This window comes from Streptomyces sp. NWU339, assembly GCF_003143855.1.
GTDB lineage: Bacteria > Actinomycetota > Actinomycetes > Streptomycetales > Streptomycetaceae > Streptomyces.
The window spans coordinates 83,436-103,456 of the sequence record NZ_QFRK01000002.1 but is presented as its reverse complement, the minus strand read 5'-3'; the positions used below and the strand labels follow the sequence as shown (position 1 = coordinate 103,456).

General features: G+C 69.4%; 25 protein-coding genes. 8 read left to right on the top strand and 17 right to left on the bottom strand.

What is annotated here, in order from left to right; all coding sequences use genetic code 11:
- Positions 1–153: 153 nt before the first annotated feature.
- Together DIZ27_RS03445 and DIZ27_RS03440 are read right to left on the bottom strand one after the other, a co-directional pair.
- Positions 154–570 carry a YeeE/YedE thiosulfate transporter family protein gene (locus DIZ27_RS03445; RefSeq protein ID WP_109376768.1) on the bottom strand — a complete coding sequence of 139 codons (417 nt, stop codon included), beginning with the start codon at positions 568–570 and terminating at the stop codon, positions 154–156.
- Positions 570–1,238 carry a YeeE/YedE family protein gene (locus tag DIZ27_RS03440; RefSeq protein ID WP_109376767.1) on the bottom strand — a complete coding sequence of 223 codons (669 nt, stop codon included), beginning with the start codon at positions 1,236–1,238 and terminating at the stop codon, positions 570–572. Before DIZ27_RS03440 ends, DIZ27_RS03445 begins: the two co-directional genes overlap by 1 nt.
- Before the next feature lie 1,335 nt (positions 1,239–2,573).
- Between DIZ27_RS03440 and DIZ27_RS03425 the strand changes: the two genes are divergently transcribed.
- A complete protein-coding gene (locus tag DIZ27_RS03425) occupies positions 2,574–2,948 on the top strand; it encodes a DUF192 domain-containing protein (RefSeq protein ID WP_109376764.1) in 375 nt (124 codons plus the stop codon).
- Positions 2,949–2,956: 8 nt separating this feature from the next.
- Here DIZ27_RS03425 and DIZ27_RS03420 read toward each other — a convergent pair whose 3' ends face one another.
- Positions 2,957–3,457: a sensor histidine kinase gene (locus DIZ27_RS03420; protein ID WP_109376763.1), complete on the bottom strand. Its 501-nt coding sequence runs from the start codon at positions 3,455–3,457 to the stop codon at positions 2,957–2,959.
- A gap of 268 nt (positions 3,458–3,725) precedes the next feature.
- On the opposite strand from DIZ27_RS03420, the gene DIZ27_RS03415 reads away from it, so the two are divergent.
- Positions 3,726–4,577 carry a helix-turn-helix transcriptional regulator gene (locus tag DIZ27_RS03415; RefSeq protein WP_109376762.1) on the top strand — a complete coding sequence of 284 codons (852 nt, stop codon included), beginning with the start codon at positions 3,726–3,728 and terminating at the stop codon, positions 4,575–4,577.
- 12 nt (positions 4,578–4,589) lie between these two features.
- Positions 4,590–4,781, top strand: coding sequence for a hypothetical protein (locus DIZ27_RS03410; protein ID WP_109376761.1), 192 nt, complete (start codon positions 4,590–4,592; stop codon positions 4,779–4,781).
- On the opposite strand, the gene DIZ27_RS03405 is transcribed toward DIZ27_RS03410, so the two are convergent.
- The 14 genes from DIZ27_RS03405 to DIZ27_RS03340 all read right to left on the bottom strand — a co-directional run bounded on the left by DIZ27_RS03405 (position 4,782) and on the right by DIZ27_RS03340 (position 16,564).
- Positions 4,782–5,429 (bottom strand): OmpA family protein, encoded by a 648-nt coding sequence (locus DIZ27_RS03405; RefSeq protein WP_109376760.1) that lies wholly within the window; start codon positions 5,427–5,429, stop codon positions 4,782–4,784. It abuts the gene before it with no gap.
- An 8-nt stretch (positions 5,430–5,437) separates the two neighbouring features.
- Positions 5,438–6,016 carry a hypothetical protein gene (locus tag DIZ27_RS03400; RefSeq protein WP_109376759.1) on the bottom strand — a complete coding sequence of 193 codons (579 nt, stop codon included), beginning with the start codon at positions 6,014–6,016 and terminating at the stop codon, positions 5,438–5,440.
- A 34-nt stretch (positions 6,017–6,050) separates the two neighbouring features.
- Complete coding sequence (locus DIZ27_RS03395) at positions 6,051–6,653, bottom strand: pilus assembly protein TadG-related protein (RefSeq protein WP_109377010.1); 603 nt, start codon at positions 6,651–6,653, stop codon at positions 6,051–6,053.
- Positions 6,653–6,850: a Flp family type IVb pilin gene (locus tag DIZ27_RS03390; RefSeq protein ID WP_109376758.1), complete on the bottom strand. Its 198-nt coding sequence runs from the start codon at positions 6,848–6,850 to the stop codon at positions 6,653–6,655. The genes DIZ27_RS03395 and DIZ27_RS03390 overlap by 1 nt, the downstream gene beginning before the upstream one ends.
- Positions 6,851–7,006: 156 nt before the next feature.
- Positions 7,007–7,945, bottom strand: coding sequence for a response regulator transcription factor (locus tag DIZ27_RS03385; RefSeq protein ID WP_109376757.1), 939 nt, complete (start codon positions 7,943–7,945; stop codon positions 7,007–7,009).
- The gene (locus DIZ27_RS03380) at positions 7,942–9,510 is read right to left on the bottom strand and encodes a sensor histidine kinase (protein ID WP_109376756.1); all 1,569 of its coding nucleotides are present in this window, start codon (positions 9,508–9,510) and stop codon (positions 7,942–7,944) included. Before DIZ27_RS03380 ends, DIZ27_RS03385 begins: the two co-directional genes overlap by 4 nt.
- A gap of 16 nt (positions 9,511–9,526) precedes the next feature.
- Entirely contained in the window at positions 9,527–10,414 is an 888-nt protein-coding gene (locus DIZ27_RS03375; protein ID WP_109376755.1) for a DUF5936 domain-containing protein, read from the bottom strand.
- 19 nt (positions 10,415–10,433) lie between these two features.
- Positions 10,434–11,378, bottom strand: a complete 945-nt coding sequence (locus DIZ27_RS03370; RefSeq protein ID WP_109376754.1) for a type II secretion system F family protein — start codon at positions 11,376–11,378, stop codon at positions 10,434–10,436.
- Between the two features lie 11 nt (positions 11,379–11,389).
- Positions 11,390–12,727, bottom strand: coding sequence for a CpaF family protein (locus DIZ27_RS03365; protein WP_109376753.1), 1,338 nt, complete (start codon positions 12,725–12,727; stop codon positions 11,390–11,392).
- Positions 12,728–12,845: 118 nt separating this feature from the next.
- Positions 12,846–13,202 carry a TadE/TadG family type IV pilus assembly protein gene (locus tag DIZ27_RS03360; RefSeq protein ID WP_109376752.1) on the bottom strand — a complete coding sequence of 119 codons (357 nt, stop codon included), beginning with the start codon at positions 13,200–13,202 and terminating at the stop codon, positions 12,846–12,848.
- Between the two features lies 1 nt (position 13,203).
- On the bottom strand, positions 13,204–13,617 hold the full coding sequence (locus DIZ27_RS03355; RefSeq protein WP_375231927.1) for a pilus assembly protein: 414 nt from the start codon (positions 13,615–13,617) through the stop codon (positions 13,204–13,206).
- On the bottom strand, positions 13,614–14,867 hold the full coding sequence (locus DIZ27_RS03350; protein WP_109376751.1) for an AAA family ATPase: 1,254 nt from the start codon (positions 14,865–14,867) through the stop codon (positions 13,614–13,616). The genes DIZ27_RS03355 and DIZ27_RS03350 overlap by 4 nt, the downstream gene beginning before the upstream one ends.
- 7 nt (positions 14,868–14,874) lie before the next feature.
- Positions 14,875–15,582, bottom strand: coding sequence for a Flp pilus assembly protein CpaB (cpaB, locus tag DIZ27_RS03345; RefSeq protein ID WP_109376750.1), 708 nt, complete (start codon positions 15,580–15,582; stop codon positions 14,875–14,877).
- A 133-nt stretch (positions 15,583–15,715) separates the two neighbouring features.
- On the bottom strand, positions 15,716–16,564 hold the full coding sequence (locus tag DIZ27_RS03340; RefSeq protein ID WP_181383379.1) for a hypothetical protein: 849 nt from the start codon (positions 16,562–16,564) through the stop codon (positions 15,716–15,718).
- A 441-nt stretch (positions 16,565–17,005) separates the two neighbouring features.
- Between DIZ27_RS03340 and DIZ27_RS03335 the strand changes: the two genes are divergently transcribed.
- From DIZ27_RS03335 to DIZ27_RS03320, 5 genes are read left to right on the top strand one after another with little or no spacing between them, the layout of a single operon-like run.
- On the top strand, positions 17,006–18,490 hold the full coding sequence (locus DIZ27_RS03335; protein WP_258308216.1) for a hypothetical protein: 1,485 nt from the start codon (positions 17,006–17,008) through the stop codon (positions 18,488–18,490).
- 21 nt (positions 18,491–18,511) lie between these two features.
- Positions 18,512–19,087: a hypothetical protein gene (locus DIZ27_RS03330; protein ID WP_109376748.1), complete on the top strand. Its 576-nt coding sequence runs from the start codon at positions 18,512–18,514 to the stop codon at positions 19,085–19,087.
- Between the two features lie 19 nt (positions 19,088–19,106).
- Positions 19,107–19,376, top strand: a complete 270-nt coding sequence (locus tag DIZ27_RS46780) for a hypothetical protein (RefSeq protein ID WP_258308215.1) — start codon at positions 19,107–19,109, stop codon at positions 19,374–19,376.
- Positions 19,377–19,378: 2 nt separating this feature from the next.
- Positions 19,379–19,537, top strand: coding sequence for a hypothetical protein (locus DIZ27_RS46775; RefSeq protein ID WP_258308214.1), 159 nt, complete (start codon positions 19,379–19,381; stop codon positions 19,535–19,537).
- Positions 19,537–19,971 carry a hypothetical protein gene (locus DIZ27_RS03320; RefSeq protein WP_109376747.1) on the top strand — a complete coding sequence of 145 codons (435 nt, stop codon included), beginning with the start codon at positions 19,537–19,539 and terminating at the stop codon, positions 19,969–19,971. Before DIZ27_RS46775 ends, DIZ27_RS03320 begins: the two co-directional genes overlap by 1 nt.
- Positions 19,972–20,021 lie beyond the last annotated feature (50 nt).

The window sequence follows — 20,021 nt, the reverse complement described above, 5'->3', positions numbered from 1 at the left end:
GCCGCCCCTGCGGTGCCCCATCTCGCCGCGGACCTGGACGCGGCCGTCGAGAGCCTGACCGAGACCGCCCAGACCCTGGCCGCCCTTGCGACCCGAATCCGCAGGGGACAAGGGACCTCTTTCCCGGCGGATCGTGTCGGCCGGAACCCTGGGTCACAGCCCGCAGGAGCCGCGGTCGAGGTGGAAGTACCGGGCGTTGGCCCAGCGGCACAGCCCGATACCGACGGCGACGCCGACGATGGTGACCAGGGCGGGCAGGTATCCGCTGGCGACCTGGATGATCGGGATTGCCGGGCAGCCACCCGAGATCGCCCAGCCCGTACCGAACAGCACCGCGCCGGGTATCACACCGGCGTGGATGCGCCCCGGGGTGCGGCGGACCCGCAGCAGAGCGAACACGCACACGATGATTCCGACGGCACCCGCGAAGGAGAAGAACATGCGCAGGTCCTGGAAGGTGAACATGCGGTTCAGCTCGGCGTAGTCCCCGAAGCCGATGTTGGTGACGGTGTAACCGAGGGCCAGTCCGGTGATGATGTTGGCCAGCAGGATCGTTCCCCGGGTACGCATCAGATCACCTTCCACAAGAGGAACGACACCGCGACGGCGGTACCGAAGAAGACAGCGGTCGCCACGATGCTGACCGGGCGCAGACGCCCGCAGCCGCTGAGTCCGTGGCCGGAGCTGCATCCGCCGGCCAGTCGGGTGCCGAAGCCGACCAGCACGCCGCCCAGGAACAACAGGCCGATCATGGCAGCCGAGTTGGCGGTGACCAGGTCCTTGAAACCGGGGCCCATGTCGAAGCGGAGCTGGAACCGCCCGGAGGTGACCGCGGCGATCAGTCCGCCGAGGAAAATCGACACCAGCAGGGCAGCCTGGGTGACCAGCGGGACCGGACGCAGGCTCGCGGCCGACGGGCTCTCACTCGGCGTCGGTTCGTTGTCCGACTCCAGCGGCTGCGGCTTCCCGTACGCAACCGGCGGCGAGGTGGCCACGCCGGAGCCGGGGCCGGGGCGGGTACCGAAGTGTTCCGCGGTGGCTGCGGCGAGCGCGTCGGCGAGAGCTTGATCGTCGGCGAACTCCTCGTCCATCCGCTCGATGCGGCGTTCGCTGCGCCAGTGCAACACGCGGTCCCACGCCGACGACACCCCGAGAGACCGATCGGTGAGGAGGGTGTAGGTGATGGTGACCAGAGCAAGTCCGACAGCGCCTGCCCACCAGGGCCAGTAGGTACTCATGCGGGGCCTCTCATCCAGTCGGCGAGTCGGGCCCACCAGCCGCGCTTCGAGCGGGGGGCTCTCCGCGTGTGCCGTGCGACGCGGTCCGGCGGGTGGGGCGTCTGTATGCGTGGTGACGGTTGGTGATGCAGGGCGGGGGCCGACGGGGGTACCGGCTCAAACGGGGGCACCCTCTCCGGCGCCGGCGGCGGGGTCTGCCGGGGCGCCTGGCTCGGGTTGGCCCCGCCGGGTCCGTTCGCGTCGGCCCCGTTCGCGCCGGGTCCGTTCGCATCAGCCACGGGTTCGAGATGCCGTGCACGGGCTCCGTTGGGCAGCAGGCTGATGGGCACGGGCTCGCCGGTGAGTGCCAACTGGTAGCGCGCGCAGTCGTGCCACTGGCCCACGCTGTCGCAGTAGTAGTCGCGCCAACCTTGCAAGCTCGCCCTGAGGAGCGGGAAAAGGGGACATCCTGCGGCGTGCGAGCAACTCACGTCGCTCCCTCCTGACCGGCGCACACCGCCCGTTCGGGGTGGGCGGTTGCCGTTCTCGGTGTTTGTCCTGGCTGCGCTTGGTCGACGATCTCAAAGAGTCCAGAATGTAGGCGCAACGCCATACTCCGACTTTCCGTCACCACGTTCAGGCGTGATGCAACCACTGTTCCGGTATCCCGGGCAACTTCAGGAGGATTTTCCAGCAGACCAGTTGACAGCACGCGGTCAGTTGCGCCAAGCGGAGAATATGCCCGTCCATCTCTCTTGTCCGGACATTCGGGAGGCATCGTCGAGGCCGCTTGGATCACGCTTCGGCCTGATAACCGCGCTCCCGCTGAAGTAATTCCGTCACTCATGGAGAGGCTGCAAACATCGGAGCCATTTGTGACGTGTGTGTGAATATCTCAGATCACTGATGAAGAAGTTGTCGAAGGGGAGTCATGTGCCAACGTGCTGTCTGTCGGTCGTGCCGGAAGGTGACCTACGAGGGCTGCGGGAGACATGTGGAGCAGGTGCTCGCGGGTGTGCCCACGACTCAGCGGTGCGCGTGTGAGCCTGCGGGGCGCATGGGTACGCGCACGGCCGAGGCGATGTCTCGATCGGGACCGGCGCCGAGCCGGCCGGGGGGTGGCCGGTGGGCCCGGCTCGTCGACTGGGTGAAGCGCCCGTCGTGAGACGACAGCCGGAAGACGCCGAGCGGGAATTGGGTTAGGTCATCGGCCACCGCGATCGTCAGGGTGGCCCTGGCCGCCCTCCCCCGTCCCGCCAACCGCGCAGGAGCTGACTTCCGGGGCCTGGCGGGGATAGGTTCGGCGTGGACGGTTGATCGTTCGGTGGTGGAGTGAAGGGGTGGGGTGGGTCGCTGATGGCGCGCTGGCATGACGGGCGTGGGGAGTTGGTCATCCCCGGCGACGACGACCGGTCTGCTGCGCGCGTGCCGCTGGAGATCGCCGGCTCCTATCGGGCTCGTACCAAGGGGCTGTTGGGACGGGACGCCCTCGACGGCGCGCTGCTCCTCTCCCCCGCCAACAGCATCCACACCTTCCGTATGCGCATGTCCATCGACGTCGCCTACCTCGACCGGCGTCTCCGCGTCATCGCCGTACGCACCATGCCGCCGGGGCGGCTCGGGCTGCCGAGGATCCGGGCGCGGCATGTGATCGAGGCGGAGGCCGGGACCATGGCGGGGTGGGGCCTGCGGGCAGGGGTGCGGGTAGAGGTGGTGCGGGAAGGGGAGTGACGGGGCCTCTACGGCTTTCCGTCCACGTATGCGGACGCGCCTTCCCTGGGCAGGACCGCCCACATGCGGGTGCCTCCGCCCGGCTCCCGCGCGTCGCCGAAGCCCCAGTCGCCGGCGCACGCCCTGACGACGCATGCGAGCACCCTGAGTGCGGTCCGCCGGCGGGCGTCACACGAGGCCGCCAGGCGGGGGTGCGTGTGGCGGGGGTGTGCGTCGTAGAGGACCACGCGCAGGGTGTCGTCCCGGTAGCGGAGGGACACGTACACCTGGGCTGCGGGGGCCAGGCGGCATGCACAGGCGGCCAGTTCGCCCACGACCTGTACCGCCGCGTCGGTCATGTCGTCCAGGCCGTGGGCCCGCAGGATCGACCGGGTGGCGGTGCGGGCGATGGCGGGGCTCTGCAGGACCGGGGGGAGGGTGAGGCTGTAGTTGAGAGTGGCGGGGGTCTGCGGAGTGGGCGGCTTGTCGATGGGGGCGACGATCGGGCAGAGGGCGGTCGATTCGGGCATGGCAACTCCTTCGGACAACAGGTGGTCGTGGCTCCGCCCAGTGGCTCGTCTCCCTGACGCGAACGCGCCCCTCCCAGGGCAGGAGAGTGCGGGCAGGCTCGCGCGATGCCCTTCCGGATCGGTGCGGGTCGTAGTCGACCTGTCACGGAAGGTAGAAGAGATGGGGTCACAATGTCCATTGATCCATTGATAATTACCCCCATCGATGGGTGGATCGGCAGCACCGCTCCACGGCAGACTTCGTCTCGACAGCGACAGGAGGGGCGGCATGGCGACGAGGAACTTGCCGACTGAGCGGCAGAAGCGGCTTGGTGCAGAGATGCGCAAGATGAGGCTGGCGGCGGGCGTCACCACGGAGTACGCGGCCGGGCTGCTTGGCATTGACCGAACCCGGCTGTCCAACATGGAGTCGGGCATCCGTCCCTTCTCGGCCGAGCGCGTTCGCACGCTGGCCTGCAACTACGCCTGTGGCGACATCGGTTATGTCGAGGCTCTGGCCATCATGGCGGACCACAAGGAACGGGGATGGTGGGAGCAGTACCGGGGCACGTTGCCCGCCGGGCTGCTGGACATCGCCGAGTTGGAATGGCATGCCACTCGAGTGCGCACTGCGCAGGTCATGCACGTGCCAGGGCTGCTCCAGAGCGAGGAGTACGCCCGAGCGGTGTTCGCCGCGGTGCTCCCGCCGTTGAGTCGGCTCGAGGTCGAACTTCGAGTGGCCCACCGCATGGAGCGGCAGCAGGTACTCCAGCGAGCCGAGCCGCTTCCGTATCTGGCGTACGTCCACGAGGCCGCACTGCGCATGCCGTACGGCGGTCCCGGGGTGGCCCGGCAGCAGCTCGCCCGCCTCGCGGCCGAGTCCGAGCGTGAAGAACTCGAGTTGCGAGTCATTCCGAACGGCGCAGGCGACTTCCCCGGAGCAGGACACGCCTTGCTCTATGCCGAGGGACCCGTGCCCCAACTCGACACCGTGCAGTTGGACTCGGCTCATGGGCCGGATTTCACCGGCGCTGAGGCTCAGCTCACCAAGTACCGTGCTCATCTGGACTGGATGGACGATGCGGCGCTGCCTTCAGCGGCCTCGCGAGATCTCATCCGCACCGTTGCCCGCGACATCTGAGGAGCCACCATCATGGCCGGCATTGACTGGGAAGAGGCCTTCTGCGGCGAAGGCAACAACTGTTTCCGCATAGGGACCGACAGCGAGGGCAACGCCTACATCGCCGTCGCCGGGCAGGAGGAGCACCCGTTGACCGACAGCAGAGAGGCCCTGCGCTCCCTGATCCTGGAGATCAAGGCGGGCAAGGCCGATCATTTGCTGTAGTCAGCTCTCTGCGCGGGGGAAGGAGATCTCCACCCTGCGGTTCTTCTTGCGGCCGGCCTCCGTCGAGTTGTCGGCGATCGGGTACTGCTCGCCGTAGCCGCGTACCTCGTACGTGAGGCCGGAGTCGTTCAGCTCCTGCTCGAGGACGCCGTGTACGGCGTTCGCGCGCCGGCGGGACAGGACGTCGCCGTGCGCGGAGGAGCCCAGGTTGTCCGTGAAGCCGAAGACGCGGATCTTCGTCGCGTTCTGCGCCTTGATCTCCTCGGCGATCGTGGAGATACGGGACTTCGCCTGCGCGCTCAGCTTGGCGCTGTCCTTGCCGAACAGGACTTCGGCCTGGAGTGCGAACTTCACGTCCGAGTTGGTGTCCTCGCGACGTTCGTCGCCGCTCTGGTCTTCGACGACTTGCTTGATGTCCAGGACCTTGGGCTCCGCGAGGGTGGCGCCGTCCGGGAGCTTGAGGTCCGGGTCGTTGGGGTCGAGTTCCACGGGGGCGGAAGCGGTGGCTTCGGTGCCTGGGGGGACGCTGGGGGCGTCGGCGGCGACGGAAGCTGTGGCACTGTAGAGGCTCGCGGCGACCAGGAATGTAGCGGTAGTCAAAGTCGAGACGAAACGCGTTGACAACGGATGCCTTTGAGTATGCGTCATGACTGGCCTCATCCAGAGATCTGAATGGTGCCGCTGGCAAACGTCGGCAATTGAAGGCTGACTTCGTCAGCGTCGGTCGGCGGTGAGGGGAACTGCATGAACACTGCGAGGCTCTCCCCGGCCTTGATTGTCGAGAAACCCGTGGTCGTCAACGGGCGGCCGTCCGTATCACGCAGGACGTAGTACCGCTTCTTGCCCTTCGAGTCGATGAGCGTAGCGCCGCCGAGCGACCTGCCATTCTTGATGATCTCGGTCTCATTTCCGCTCAGCGCAGAAGGGATCGGCAGGCTCTTGTCTCCGTCGTTCTTGAGGTTGCCGTTCACCGTGACGAAGCCGCCCGCATCGCGCTCGGCAGAGGTGACCTGAAGGAGCAACCCATTGGAGCCCTTCAACTCCGCCAAGAACTCCTCCGACTGACCCTCTTGGGCACTTGGGTTGGGCCCCCCGTCCTTGGATGCCGAAGCCGTCGTCTGCGGCTTCTTGTCGTCCCCGCCCTCGCTGCAGCCGGCCACACCGAGGGCCAGTCCGGCCGCAACGGCCAGCGCGACCATCCCCCTGCGGGCCTTCGTTGTAGACCGAATGCTCATGCCTCTGCTTCCTTAGTCACTCGTCGTTCGCTTGTCAGTCGGCCAAGTGGACATCGAAGAGGTCCTCGGGCTCGGGGAGGAGGTCCTTGGGCGTCTTCGGGTCCAGGTCCCAATCCCTGCCCCCCTTGCAGGCGAGCAGGGGCAGGGTGTCATCCTCCGCATCCTCGACGGGAAGCTGGAACGTGCAACGCGGCTCGATCACAGCAGTGGCGGTCTCTTTCGACCGCTTGTCCTCCGTGCCGGGCACGATGGAGTCTCCCACGGTGTTGTTCGTCTCGACTTCAACCGTGTAACCCAGTAGGCCGTCTGGAGCACAGCTCAGCACAACGGCATCGTTCCGCGCCGCGAGTTGATCCGCCCTCCAACACGAGGGGGCGAGCCCGAGACCCTTGCCGTCGAAGATGTCCTGCCACTTGGTCGGGTCGAGAAGGCTCTCCACCCAGGCCCCGGCGAGCTTGTCTCGCTTGTCCTGCGCTGCCGCGAGCGCGGCGGCGTCAGCGGCCGTCTGGGCGCTGTTCCGATTCGCTGCGGCCTGACCGACCGCAAGGTACGCGAACGCGAGGAAGAGCAGGCCCCCCACCACCGTGATGTAGATGGGGAATGCCTGCCCTGCGTCGCCGAACTTGCGGGGCTTTATCAACCGCCGGTGACCTCGCCGATCTTGGCCGTGATCGCGTCGAAGATCGACTGACCGAGATCCGTCCCCGTGATCGCCAGTACGATCGCCACGACCACCGCGATGATGCCCAGGTACTCCACCGCGGTCTGGCCCTTGTCGTTGCGGGCTGCGCGGGACTGGAGGTACGTGACCGTCGTGTTGATCCAGTTGCTCATGGTGTTCCCCTCCGGCTGACGCGGTTGCGGCTTCCGCTTTCTTCGCGGTGCCGCTTTCGACATCAGTAAGGTACGGCGAATTTCCCCGCCCGCCAGAGGGCCCCAGGGCCCAATCCCGGGCCCAATCACCGGCCCGGCTCCTCGTCCCCCGTACCGTCACCGCAGGTCACCCGTCCCTCGGTCCGAACCCGGTGCCGTGCCCAGCCACTTCGCGGCGGCCTCGGAACGGCTCGTGCTGTGGAGTTTCGCGAAGATGCGGTTGATGTGGTTCTTGACCGTCTTCTCACTGATGAAGCACGTGGCGGCGATCTGCTGGTTGGTCATGCCGGACGCGATGAGGTCCATGATCTCCGCCTCCCTGGTGCTCAGTTGGAACCTCGACCTGTCGGGAGCAGCCGGGCGGCCGCTTGCCCACCCAGACATCGACTGTGCCACATTCGGTTGCAGCCGCGAAAGGTTTTCCGAAGAAGTAGGCGGATCCGGGATGCGCGGAAGCCCGAATCCATCCGAACTCGCCTGCACACTCGGAGGAATGACCCCCGTCCGCCCCAGCCCCTCCGGTAGCGCCTGACCCGTACCCATCCCCTGACGCAGTTGCGCCAGCAACGCCCCGGCCGCTGTCGGGGTGAAGTGCGGTCTGCCGTGCTTGATGTCCCGTACCGCCGACACCAGCTGGTCCGCCGTGAACTCGCCGTGGACCAGGTAGCCGCCCGCTCCCCTGCGCAGGGCCTCCTGGACGATCTCCGACTCCCTGCTGTACGTCAGCATCACGACCGGGGCGATCCGCACCAGGTACGGGAGGGCGGAGATGCCGTCCACGCCCGGCATGCGGACGTCCAGGAGGACGACGTCGGGGCGGTGTTCGTGGGCCGCCTCGTACGCCTGCCTGCCGTCCGCCGCTTCCGCCACGACCGAGATGTCCTCGCGGCCGGAGAGCAGGGCGGTGAGGCCGGCGCGGACCACCGGGTTGTCGTCGGCCACGACCACCCGGAGCACGGCGGGTGGTGGGGCGTTCTCGAAGGGGTTCGGCGGCGGCTGCACGGGGCTGCCTCCTCTCCGGGAGTGGGGGGACGGGTACGGCGTCTGCTCGGTCATGCGGCCCTGCCTTCCGCCGGATTCGGGCCCGGCGTCATCACGGCCGCCAGCGGGAGTTCCAGACGGACCTCCGTGCCGTGGGCCTGTGTGCCCCGGCCTATGCGGATACGGGCCCCGACGGAGGCGGCCCGCTCGACCATACCGACCAGGCCGAAGTGGCCTGCCCGGCGGAGCTGTTCGAGGCTGGTGCCGGGTGGGAGCCCGCGGCCGTCGTCGTGGACGCTGATGCGGAGCAGGTCGCCGTGGACGCCCGCGCGGACGTCGACCCGGGTCGGTTCCGCGTGGCGGTGGGCGTTCTCCATGGCCTCCGAGGCGATGGTGAGGATCTGGCGGGCCACAGCCGGCGGCACTGGTGGGACCACCGTGTGGTCGACGGTCGGACGGTAGGTCGTCGGCAGGCCGGTGCGCGTGCTGAAGTCGTGGGTGCGCGCCGCCAGTTCCTCCAGGACGTCCGTGCCCTGGGCCGGGTCGGACTCGCGGCGCAGATCGGCCAGCAGTTCACGGGACTCCGCCGCCGCGCGGCGGGCCGAGCGGGCGACGAGTTCTGCCTGCTGCTTCACCAGCTCCGGTTCCATGTGCCGCGCGCCCGCCGAACCGGCCAGTCCGTCCGCCGCCAGGGCGACTCCGTGCAGCGTCTTGGCCACCGAGTCGTGCATCTCCCGGGCCAGGCGGGCGCGTTCCGCGCCGACCGCCTCGGTGACGGCCAGGCGGGCCTGGACCGTGGTGAGGGCCTGGGTCGCCGCGCCGAAGCGGAGCATCAGGCCGCGCAGGGTGGAGCCGGCCGCCCCCGCGACCACGCAGAGGCCGGGCAGGAGCGAGGTCTCCGCCAGGCTCGCGTGCGGGTTCTCCACGGCCGCGTAGACCAGCAGCAGGACCAGGCCCTGGAGGGACGCGAAGACGGCCGCGCCCCGCCAGCCGTAGACCAGGCCGGCCAGGAGCGGCGTGCAGACGCTGACGTAGGCGAGGGTGGTGTCCGGGCCCGCCGAGATGAGGAGCAGGGCACCGAAGGCGGTGTCCACCGCGAGGAGCGTGGGGTGGCGCAGGAGGAGGGGGCCGAAGCGTTCCCAGTCCCGGAAGAGGACGTAGGAGGCCATGAAGGTGACCACCACCGCGATGCCGACGAGGCGGGTGCCCCAGCCGGGACTCGCGTTGAGCAGGGCGGCGGGGGCGGCCAGTGCGATCATCGCCAGCCGGAAACCGAACACCTGTCGGCACAGGGCCTGAAGGGCGTTGATCTGGATGTCGACGTCCGGTGCGGGCGCGTGGAGGGTGCCCCGGTTTTCGGCCGGCGGGAACTCATTCCCGCCCGCACCACCTGTGCGGCTTTCGCCGTCGGCCGCGGGTGGTCCCTGGGAGGGCCGGGCGTCGGCTGCCAGGGCGTTCACCCGGCCCGCTGCCGTCAGCTCCCAGCCCGGTGGCAGCGCCGGCGTCACCGACGTCACCGGGATGTCCGGCGCTCCCGTGCGGACGTGCTCCGGGAGGACCGTGCCCGCCGGTGGGGTGGTGATCTCCGCAGCTCTGGGGAGGCGGCGGAGCCGCACCGTGCGTTCCCTCTCGATCGTCATGGCACCCTGCCCCGTCCTACTCGCCCGTGATCGAGCCGAAGTCGGTGCCGGAGCCGAGGATCAGGCCGGCGCCGAGGAGGATCATCGTGGCCGGGACCATGAACGTGGTGATCATCATGGTGGCCTTGGGAACCGCGCGGGCGGCCTTGCGGCGGGCGTTCTGCGCGTCCGTGCGGCGCATGTCCTTCGCCAGCGCCACCAGCGTGTCGACGATCGGGGCTCCCAGTTCCTCGCCCTGCTGCAGCGCCGTGACGAACATGGCGACCTGTTCGGAGTCGTTCCGCCTCCGGAGTTCCGCGAAGGCCTGGCGGCGGCTCATGCCGAGGTCCATCTGGCGCAGGGTGATGCGCAGTTCGTCCGCCCAGGGGCCCTCGTACCTCGCGGCCACGCGGTCCAGGGCCTGGCGGAATCCGAGGCCCGCGCTCACCACGACCGCGAGGACGTCCAGGAAGTCGGGCAGCGTGCGCTCGATCACGTCCTTGCGGATGCGGATCGCCGACCAGATGCCGACCTCCGTCCAGAACGCGCCGAAGGCGAGCAGCAGCAGGGCCACGAAGAGCTGGCCGCGCATGAGGAAGACCAGGAAGCCGACGCCGCCGAGGAAGCCGTAGACCGCGCGGCGGGCGGCGTAGCGGTCGATGGTGAGGCCGCCGGGGTTGCCCGCCAGGTCGATCTTGCGGCGGTACTTGGCGACCTGCTTGGGGCCCATGGCCCGCAGTACGGCCGGGGCGTAGCGCATGCCGAGGCGGTCGACCAGGGAGTCGACCGCGCCGGTGCGGGTGGAGCCGACCTCCAGGGCGAGGGCCAGGTCGCTGGGGAGTTTCGCCTCGGCCCGGTACATGCGGATGCCGGCGAAGACGCCCCAGACGCCGACGGCCATGGTCAGTGCGAGCAGAAGTGCCATGTCGGGTGCTCCTCTCCGCTCAGACGTCGATGCGGGACATGCGGCGGATGAGGACGAAGCCGACGGCGTAGAGCCCGAAGGCGATGACGACCGCGGCCTGGCCGACCGGGGAGCCGGTCATGCGTTCCAGCGCGCCGTCCTTCACCCCGTTCATCAGGAACAGGGAGCCGACGCCCAGGACGGGAACGGCGTACGACGTCATGCTGACCTGGGAGAGCTGGGTGCGGACCTCGCGCCGGGTCTCCTTGCGCTCCTCCAGCGTCTCCGTCAGGTTGCGCAGCGCGCTCACCACATGGCCGCCGGCCCGGTTGGACAGCACCAGGGTGGTGACCAGGACGACCAGCTCGCGGGAGGGAAGGCGGTCGGTGAGTTCGCCCAGTGCGTCGTCCATCGAGGCGCCCACCGCCAGTTGGTCGGCTACTTTCGCCAGTTCCTCGCCCGCCGGGGCCTCCAGTTCCTCCGCCGCCATGCCGATCGCGGTACGGAGGGCCAGGCCGGCCTGGGTGGCGTTGGCGAGGATGCGGGACAGCTCCGGAAGCTGGTTGATGAACTTCTCGATGCGTTTCTGGCGTTGCCAGTTGAGGAACTGGAAAGCCACCCAGATGCCCAGGAGTCCGGCGAGCGGGCCGAAGAAGGGGGCCAGCATGGCCTGGCCGGTGAGCCAGAGGCCGGCGACCGTGGCGAGCATGGAGACGAAGAACTCGCCCGGGGTGATGTCCAGGCCGGTGGCCGCCAGGCGCAGTTCCAGTTTCTTGCCGGTCCTGGTGCGGCGCAGGCGGCGGTCCAGGCCGTGGAAGTGGCGCCGACGGCCGACGACGGGGATCTGGCCGGTGGCCGAGAGCCGGTCCACCAGCACCTGCCGCTGCGCCTTGCCCATGGCGTAGGAGTGCACGCCCACGACGGCGAGGACGCAGGTCAGCAGGGCGACGCCCGTGGTCAGCGTGATCAGGTTCTGCAGATCCATGGGGACGGTTCCTACCTGGCTTCTCGGGCGGCGAGCTGGTCGGTGGACTGGGCGATGCCGAAGGCCTGGGGAACGGCCTGGCTCGCCATGTAGAGGCGGTCGGCGGTGCGACGCGGCAGCGGGTGGTACTCGAACGCGCCGTGGATCCGGCCGTCGGCGGTCATCGGCTGCGCGTTGAAGCGGGCGGCCGTGGCCAGCCGGTACGGTTCGCCCCCGTGGCTCTCCAGCAGGGCGATCTCGGTGATGCGGCGGGCGCCGTCGGCGAAGCGGGTGAGCTGGACGATGACGTCGACGGCGCTGTTGATCTGGTCGTGGAGGGCCACGAAGGGGATCTCCACCTCCGACATGGAGGCGAGGGTCTGGAGTCGCATCAGGGCGTCCTCCGCGCTGTTGGCGTGGACGGTGGCGAGGGATCCGTCGTGGCCGGTGGACATGGCCTGGAGCATGTCCAGGGACTCACCGCCGCGGACCTCTCCGACGACGATGCGGTCGGGGCGCATGCGCAGCGAGTTGCGCACCAGGTCGCGGATGGTGACCCGGCCCTTGCCCTCGACGTTCGGCGGGCGGGACTCCAGGCGGATGACGTGCGGCTGCTGGAGCTGGAGTTCGGCCGAGTCCTCGATGGTGATGATGCGTTCACCCTCCGGGATCAGCCCGGACAGGGCGTTGAGGAGGGTCGTCTTGCCGGTGCCCGTCGCGCCCGAGACGATGACGTTGAACCGCGCCTGCACCAGGCCGGCGAGCAGGTACAGCATGGGCTCGTCGAGGGAGCCGAGTCCGATGAGCTCCTGAAGGGTGAAGGAGCGCGGGAAGCGGCGGATGGTGAGGATGGCACCGGTCAGGGACAGCGGCGGGATGATGACGTTGACGCGTTCACCGGAGGGGAGGCGTGCGTCGACCATCGGGTTGGACTCGTCCACGCGGCGGTTGACGGTCGAGACGATGCGCTCGATCGTCTGCATGAGCTGGTCGTTGGAGGCGAAGCGCAGGGGCAGTTGTTCCACCCTGCCGCCGCGCTCGACGAAGATCGCGTCAGGGCCGTTGACCATGATCTCCGTGATGGAGGCGTCCTCCAGGAGCGGTTCCAGGATGCCGAGGCCCAGGGCCTCGTCGACGACCCTGCGGATCAGCTGGGAGCGTTCGACCGTGGACAGGACCGGGCCCTCACGGCTGATGATGTGCCCGAGCACCCGCTCCAGGCGCACCCGGCGCTCGGCGGCGGCCATCGAACTCATCTCCGCGAGGTCGATCTCCTCGAGGAGTTTGGCGCGGTAGGCGGCGACCCGGTGACCGTCCTCGCCCCGGCTTCCCTTCTCCTCTGGGGAGTTGATACGTGCCCGCAGACTCATGAGTCCGGTGCTCCTCTCCTCGTTTTCGTCCTGGACGGTCGTCGGTGGCCGACGGCCGGTCGGCGGTGGTGGTGACCGGCGGTCAGTCGGTGTGGTGACCGGCGGCCGGGCGGCGGCGTCAGTGGTCGATCGGCATCGTGGCGGACTTCCGTGCCGGGTCGAAGTCCCAGCCGGGGACGATCGAGGGGATGTCGATCGTGGCGGTGACGGTGACCTCGTCGCCGCCGTACGCGGCCCGGCAGTCGGTGCCGTCGGCGAGCCAGCCGCTGACGGCGGCGGTGCAGGCCTGCCCGGTGCCCCGGTCGAGCGAGGCGCTGCGCGCCGCGGCTCGGGCCGCGGTGCCGGCCTGCTGGGCGGTGTACGCGATCAGGCCGAGTTGTACGACGGCCATGCCGACGATGATCAGGACCGGGATGAAGCCCAGGAACTCGATCGCCGCCTGGCCCCGGTCACGGCGCCTGTGGTGGTACGGCATGTCAGTCCACCTCCTCCACCGCGCCCGCGGTGCCCGTCACATCGAAGGGGAAGTCGGCTGTGCCGGGGAACAGCACGGGGACGTTCAGCTTCACTTCGGCCGTGACATGGCCGCCCGCCGTCGTGCAGTTCACCGTCGCGGCGCCCTTCCACGCGTCGGGCAGCTTGTCCAACCCGGCCTCGCGGCAGGCGCCCTGGCGCCAGGCCCGCTCCGTTGCCGTCCCCGCCCGTACCGCCTCGTCCGCGGCGTTCCCCGCGAGGGTGAACGTGTATCCCACCAGCACGAGCTGCCACAGCACCACCAACGTCACGAGAATCGCCGGTGTCATACCGAGGAACTCGATGGTGACCTGGCCCCGGTCCCGTTCCCGGTTCCGGACTCGGTCACGCGCCCTTCGCATCGTCAGCATCCTCATTCCCTCTGGTCCTTGCGCCGCCGGAGGTTGACCGATCCCCGGTCGCCGCGCAGTCGACCGGCCTTGTGGGCACCCTCGGTGGCCTTGACCAGGCCGAGTTCGCCGGCCAGGCCCCACAGGGCCTGCTTCACCGTGCTCTTGCTCTCCAGCTCGTGGACACGGCCCGCGTCCACGACGCTCTGCAGTTCCTTGAAGTTGGCGGGGACCGCGGTCGCCGCGACCACTGTGCCGGTGATCCTCTGGATCAGCGGGGGCTGGATCTCCGTGGCCCGGGTGTGACGGTTGACGACCACCGTGGTCTCCTCGGCCTTGCGGATCTGCAGCCGCTCCCACATCCGCACCGTCCGCTTGGCGCCCCGGACCGCCACCACGTCCGGCGTGGTGACCAGGAGCGCCGTGCCGGCCATCTCGACCGCCGCCGCGCCCGCCCCGCCGAGCTGGGCTCCGCAGTCGATGACGACGACCTCGTAGCGGGAGCGCAGGGCGCTGACGATCTGCCGGGTGGCGCGGTCGGTGACGTCCTCACCGCGTTCGCCCTCGGCGGGGGCGAGCAGCAGCGCGACACCGGTGTCGTGCCGGAAGACGGCGTCGGCGAGGACGCGCGGGGAGATGTCGGTGACCGCCGCGAGGTCGACGACCGAGCGACGGAACTGGACGTCCAGGTAGGAGGCGACGTCGCCGGTCTGGAGGTCCATGTCGACCAGGGCTGCGGCTCGGCCGGACGCCTGTGCGGCGAGGGCCAGCTGGATCGCCGTCAGGGTCGTCCCTACGCCGCCCTTCGCCCCACTGACCGTGACGACGGTGCCGCCGACGCCGGTGAAGACGTCGCCGCTCGCGCCCAGATGACGGCGTACGCCGACCGACCACTGGGCCACCGCCTGGACGCGGCTGCCGAGTTCCTCGTAACTGAGCGGGAGGGCGATCAGGCCGCGGGCACCATAGTCCATCGCGGCCTGGAACAGGCCGGGGCTCGCATCCGAGGTGACGAGGATGACGCCGACGGCGGGGAAGCGCAGGGCGACTTCGCGGATCAGCTCCAGTGCCGGGACGGGACCGATCCGCTCGTGGACGATCACGACCTCGGGCAGCTCGTCGACCGACTCGGCGGCCAGGCGCGCGAGGGTGTCGATGAGCTGGGTGGAGTCGGCCACCGGAGCCACCGGCTCGGCGTCCGGAAGCTGACTGAGCAGTGTGGTGATGGACCGCACCGCGTCCGCGTCGCCGACCGCCGGGAGGATCCTCGTGGGCATGCGGCTCTCACTTGTCCTTTGCGAGTTCGTACGTCCGCTGGGAGTCCGGGACGGTGGTGTCGCTGCCGGGGGCGACCAGCGCGAGCCGGACACGCTGGGCGAATGACTCGGCGTAGGTGATGCGCTGGGCGTCGATGGTGGACAGCGCGAAGGTGATCGGGACGCCGTCGGTGGGCTGCCGCCCTCGCTTCTCCTCGTCGGGCTCGAGGGCGGTGATCCGGCCGACGTCGAGGACCTTGGCGTTCGTTACGATGATCTTGGACTGGGCGGGGTCACCCTGCTGCGCTCCGGCGAAGGTGGCGTAGACGTTGACCGTCGATCCCGGTGTGATCTTGCCGGCGACACCGGTCGCGGCATCGATCATGATGGCGACCTCCTGCTGCCCCGGCTTCAGGGCGGGCTGGTTCACGATCATGTCGTTCTGCAGAAGAGAGCCCTTCCGCAGCGTGGTGACGGCGATCTTGCCCTGGATCTCGTCCAGGTCGGTGACGGCGTTCTGGGACAGCCACCTCTCGGGCATCCGGACCTTTTCGAACTGGCCGGTACTGAGCTCGGTATAGGGCGCCACGCTGGTCTTCAGCCGGTACGCGGCGACCTCGGGGCCGACTTTGGAGTTCACGTCACTGATGACGGACAGCACGCCGGCGAACGCGCCGAGGGCGCACAGGACCGACAGGAGCAGGAGTATCACGCCGCGGCGCTGACGGGAGTTCATGAACCGTGCAACCTCATTGGGGATATCGGTCGAGCGGAGTCGGGTGGGGTGAGCGTGGTGAACAGGCGCCCGGGCGGGCGTGGGCAGGATCCCCGGGCCACGGGTACCGCGGCGCGCCGCGTGTGTTCGGGCCTCACCCGGCGGCCGTCCGGTTCCCGGGGCGGGGTTGGGGCGGGGCGTCGTGGCCGGGCGGGGTGGCCGAACAGAACACGCACCGGTCGCCGAGGACGTCGAGGCCGCACCAGTGGCAGACACCGCGCCGCACGGACGTGACCAGTTGATACAGAACGGACAGGTCGGGCAGGTAGGTGCAGAACTCGATCAGCTTGCCGGTTCCCCACCACCCCGGGGACGCGGTCGGCAGTGGCGCCTCGCGCAGCCCCTGCACGCTCCAGGACGGGGCCAGGGTGCCGGTGACCCAGTCGGACTGGAGCTGGCCCTTGGCAACGAGCATCCACGTGCCGAACTCCGGTCCGTCCAGTGCGGCTTCCGGGCCGAGGCGCACGAGCTGCGGATGAGGGTGGGCGAGTACGGCGAACTGGCTGCCCGGGAGCCAGGACTTGGCGTGCTGCTTCAGGTTCACGGGGACGCGGTCGAGCCGGGCGACCGAACCCAGCAGGGCGCCGGCGTGGATGTAGTGGACCAGCAGCCGGCCGGCCGAGGCCAGCACGCCGGGGCTGAGATCGCACGAGGCCAGCTGCCGCAACTGGCGGGCCAGGACGGCCAGTCCGAGCGGTGGCAGGTCGGGCTGGAAGAGCGCGATCCGGTCGGTCTCCAGCAGGGAGCGCAGGCTGTGCAACCGCCGCTGGACGGCGGTGGGCGCGGCCGGGGACGAGACCACGATGACGTGCCCGTGCTGCTCGATGAGCGTCTGCAGATCGGTCAGCGCCTGTTCGAGCGGGCGGGTTTCGATGTCCTGCAGCACGACGGCCGGCAGGGTTCGTTCGTCCTGCGGCGGCAGCGCCAGGTCGGCGCCGGTCACAGCGATGGCGGTTGGCACGCGCGGTTCCCCCGTTCTTCCCCTGCCCAGCGGCCCACCGGTTGTTTCACCAGGCGCACCGCGTCCACTCCACAGCGTCACTACGTCCGCACTGTATCCGCGGCTTCATGACCGGAGAACAGCGTTTGTGTAGCCGAACGGCAACGGGCATCACGCAAGACGCTCCAAAACGGGACACGTAGAGCATCTTGGCGGGCTCAATTCGGCACGGGACGAGTGGGCCCTGTGCGCCGCTTTGACACTGGGCCCGGTTTGGGCCCTCGGGCCCACGCTTTCCGGCCACGACCGTACATACGCTCGCGGTCCACACCGAGGCTGCTGGGCGAGGAGGGGTGCCGTATGGCTCGCGGGGGCATACGGACGGGCGGGCGACACAGACACGTCCGGGACGACCGGGGGGCGAGTGCCCCGGAGTATCTCGGGATGGTCGTGGTCAGTGCCGCCATCGTCCTGGCGGTCTCCGCCACGGGCATCGGGCAGTCGGTCTACGACGAGATCGCGGCCCAGGTCTGCCGGGTCACCGGCGGCGGGAACTGCGGAACCGGTGGGAACGGCGGGAACGAGCAGGGCAAGCCGCTCACCGACGCCGACTTCGAGCCGGCGCTGTGCCAGGTCTCCTCGGTCACCGACAAGGCGGGCTCGAAGGTGAAGATCGCCTTCTGGGAGATCGGCAACGAGTACGGCTTCCAGGAACAGCGGGTCAAGGCGAAGACGGACGTCAACGGCGACGGCAAGGTCGACGACAACGACGAGATGGTGTACCTGACCTTCACCGACGCGGCGTCCGTAGCGGCCAAGAAGGACTTCAAGCCCGGCATGAAGGTCGGCAAGTTCGGCACCGACAAGGTGGAGCTCGGCCTCGGCATCAAGGTCACCAACGGTGACACCTGGGTCTTCGAGAGCCCCGAGGAGGCCCAGCGGTTCCGGGACGACGTCGAGACGCTGCAGATGTACGAGATGCGGCGGAGGTCACCGCACGGCGGGGAGGTGGCCCTGAGCGACAGCATCCTCTACCTGTTCGGGACCGGCCCGCTGAAGGACGAGGAGGAGACGCGGGAGCGGATCGAGAACGACCTCGGTGACAACCGGAAGATCACTTACGGCAAGGTGAACCTGGAGGCCTCGGCAGCGGCCGGCCTGAAGTTCTCGGTGGCCGACGAGAAGAAACTGAGCGCCACGCTCAGCGGCAACTTCAAGTACGCCCCCGAGGTCACCTGGACCGACAACGCGTACAAGAACACCAGGTCGTACACGTACTCCTCGTCCATCGAGTACGGCGCCAAGGGGAGCTACGAGGCGGGCGCGCTCAACGGCGACGCCTCGGCGAACACCACGCAGACCGGCACCATCACCGTCACCTACGACAAGACCACCGGCAAGCTGATCCGCATCGACACCACCCGCACTGTCGAGGAGGGCAGCCAGAAGGACGGCGCCAAGCTGGGCGGCGACAACGGCCGGAGCGGGAAGGACAAGCGGGGCGGGAGCTCGAGCGTGAAGGGCACGGACAGCCCCAACGGGGTCGAGATCGTCACCAACACCCTGGCCTTCGACCCGGGACCGGCCGGCGACCAGGACCGGGCGATCGCCGAGCAATGGCTCGACGGCAACAACGAGCAGTTCGGGACACCGTTCCAGTACATGTTCAACGACAACGCGCCCACCGACCGCCCCGGTGCCGACGACCCGTTCGGGCAGCTGATGTTCGACAAGGGCAAGTCGAGCCGGATGAACTACACGGGCGAGGTGAACGCCGCCGAGTACGGCTTCGAACTGAACCTCGGGCTCAGCCTCGGCCTGTCCATCAGCACCGAGCAGAAGGCGGAGACCCTGACCGACGCGCAGTTCCTCGGCGCCCCCAAGGGGAACAACCGCTCCTACGTCCCCTATAGCTACTGTGCCGACTGACCGGACAAGGAGCCCGCACCGATGACTCATCCGAAGCCCCGCAGTACGTACCTGACCACCGGCCTGCTGGCCCTCACCCTCGCCCTCTCCGGCTGCGGCACGGACGACTCCGCCTCCGGCTCCGCCTCGGTGCCGGACGGCTGGGGGACGCTGAAGACCAAGGGTGTCTCCGTGTCGTACCCCGAGGGGTACGAGGAGCAGAGCGCGGCAGAGCGCAGCAAGTTCAACGCGGCCGCGGCCGAGCGCACGGAGGGCGGCAGGACCGTCTCGCTGATCACCGTGCAGCTCGGCTTCACCCAGGCGGACTCCGCCGAACGGGCGGCCATCGCCGCCGAGGCCGGCATCCAGATGGGCGCGGACGTCAAGGGCCAGAAGGAGGTCGAGCTGGCCGGCACGGACGAGGCCCGCCGGATCGACTTCACCTTCAAGGCCGCCGGCGGGGACGGCGGACCGCCCGAGGGCACACCTGTGAACGGCGTGATCCTGACCGGCCTGGACTCCGCCGAGCAGACCTTCCAGGTCCGGATCGACGCCCAGCGGGGGAAGCTCTCCGACGCCGATGTACGGCGGATCGTCGAGTCGGTGGAGGTCCACTAGCCATGGAGGTGCACTGGCCGTGGAGGTGCCGGGCGCCGGGTACGTCGTACCCGCTCTGCTCGTGGCGTTGTCCGGCCGGCCGGCGTCGACGTACGCGCGGTGGCTGGTGACGGTGGCGCGGGTACTGCGGCGCGGGGTGCGCACCGGCGGCGGGTGCGTGCGGGTGAAGAGCAAGCCGTACCACCGCTCGGACGCCCGGCGCCACTTCTCCGCCTTCTGCACGGCCGACGGCACTCGGGCCGAGTCGAGGACCTGGCCGGTTGGTCGACGCAGAAGGGCACGCCGGTGACCGTGACGTACGACCCACAGGATCCGGAGGGATCCGCGACGGCGGCGGACCGGGGCACGCGGTCGCCGGTGCTGGGACCGCCCGCCGTCGTCGTGGGATGCGGTATGGCGACCGTGGGTTTCGCGGTGGTCCTGTACTTCGAGATACGGAGAGGTTCCTGATGACCCGCTACGACACCCCGACGCGGGCCGGCTCGCCCGCCCTCGCGCTCGTACGGTCGTGGGCGGCGGGCGTGATCGTCCTGGTCGTCACGGCGGCGGTGCAGGGGACACTGGTGTACGACCACCTGCTGGGCCCGGAGGGCGTCGGGTCGTTCGGGGCGGCGCTGGGGCTGGTGCATCTGCCGAACCTGGTGTGCGTGGTGCTGGCGACATGGGCGGCGGCGTCGGTGCATCCGGAGCCGTGGCGGGAGGTGCCGCCGCGGCACGCGGCGGCGGCCTGCGCGGTGCCGGTCGCGGCCCAGGTGCTCACCCTGTCACTGCACTGGGACCGGGCGGGGGTCGGGACGCTCGCGTTCTGGTTGTCGACGGGCGTGCTGCTGGCGGGTTGTGTGCTGGGGGTGCTGCTGGACCGCTTGTGGAAGGCACGGGATTGACGCGCAAGCGACACAGGGCAGCGGGGAAGCACGGCAGGTGGCCGGCCTGA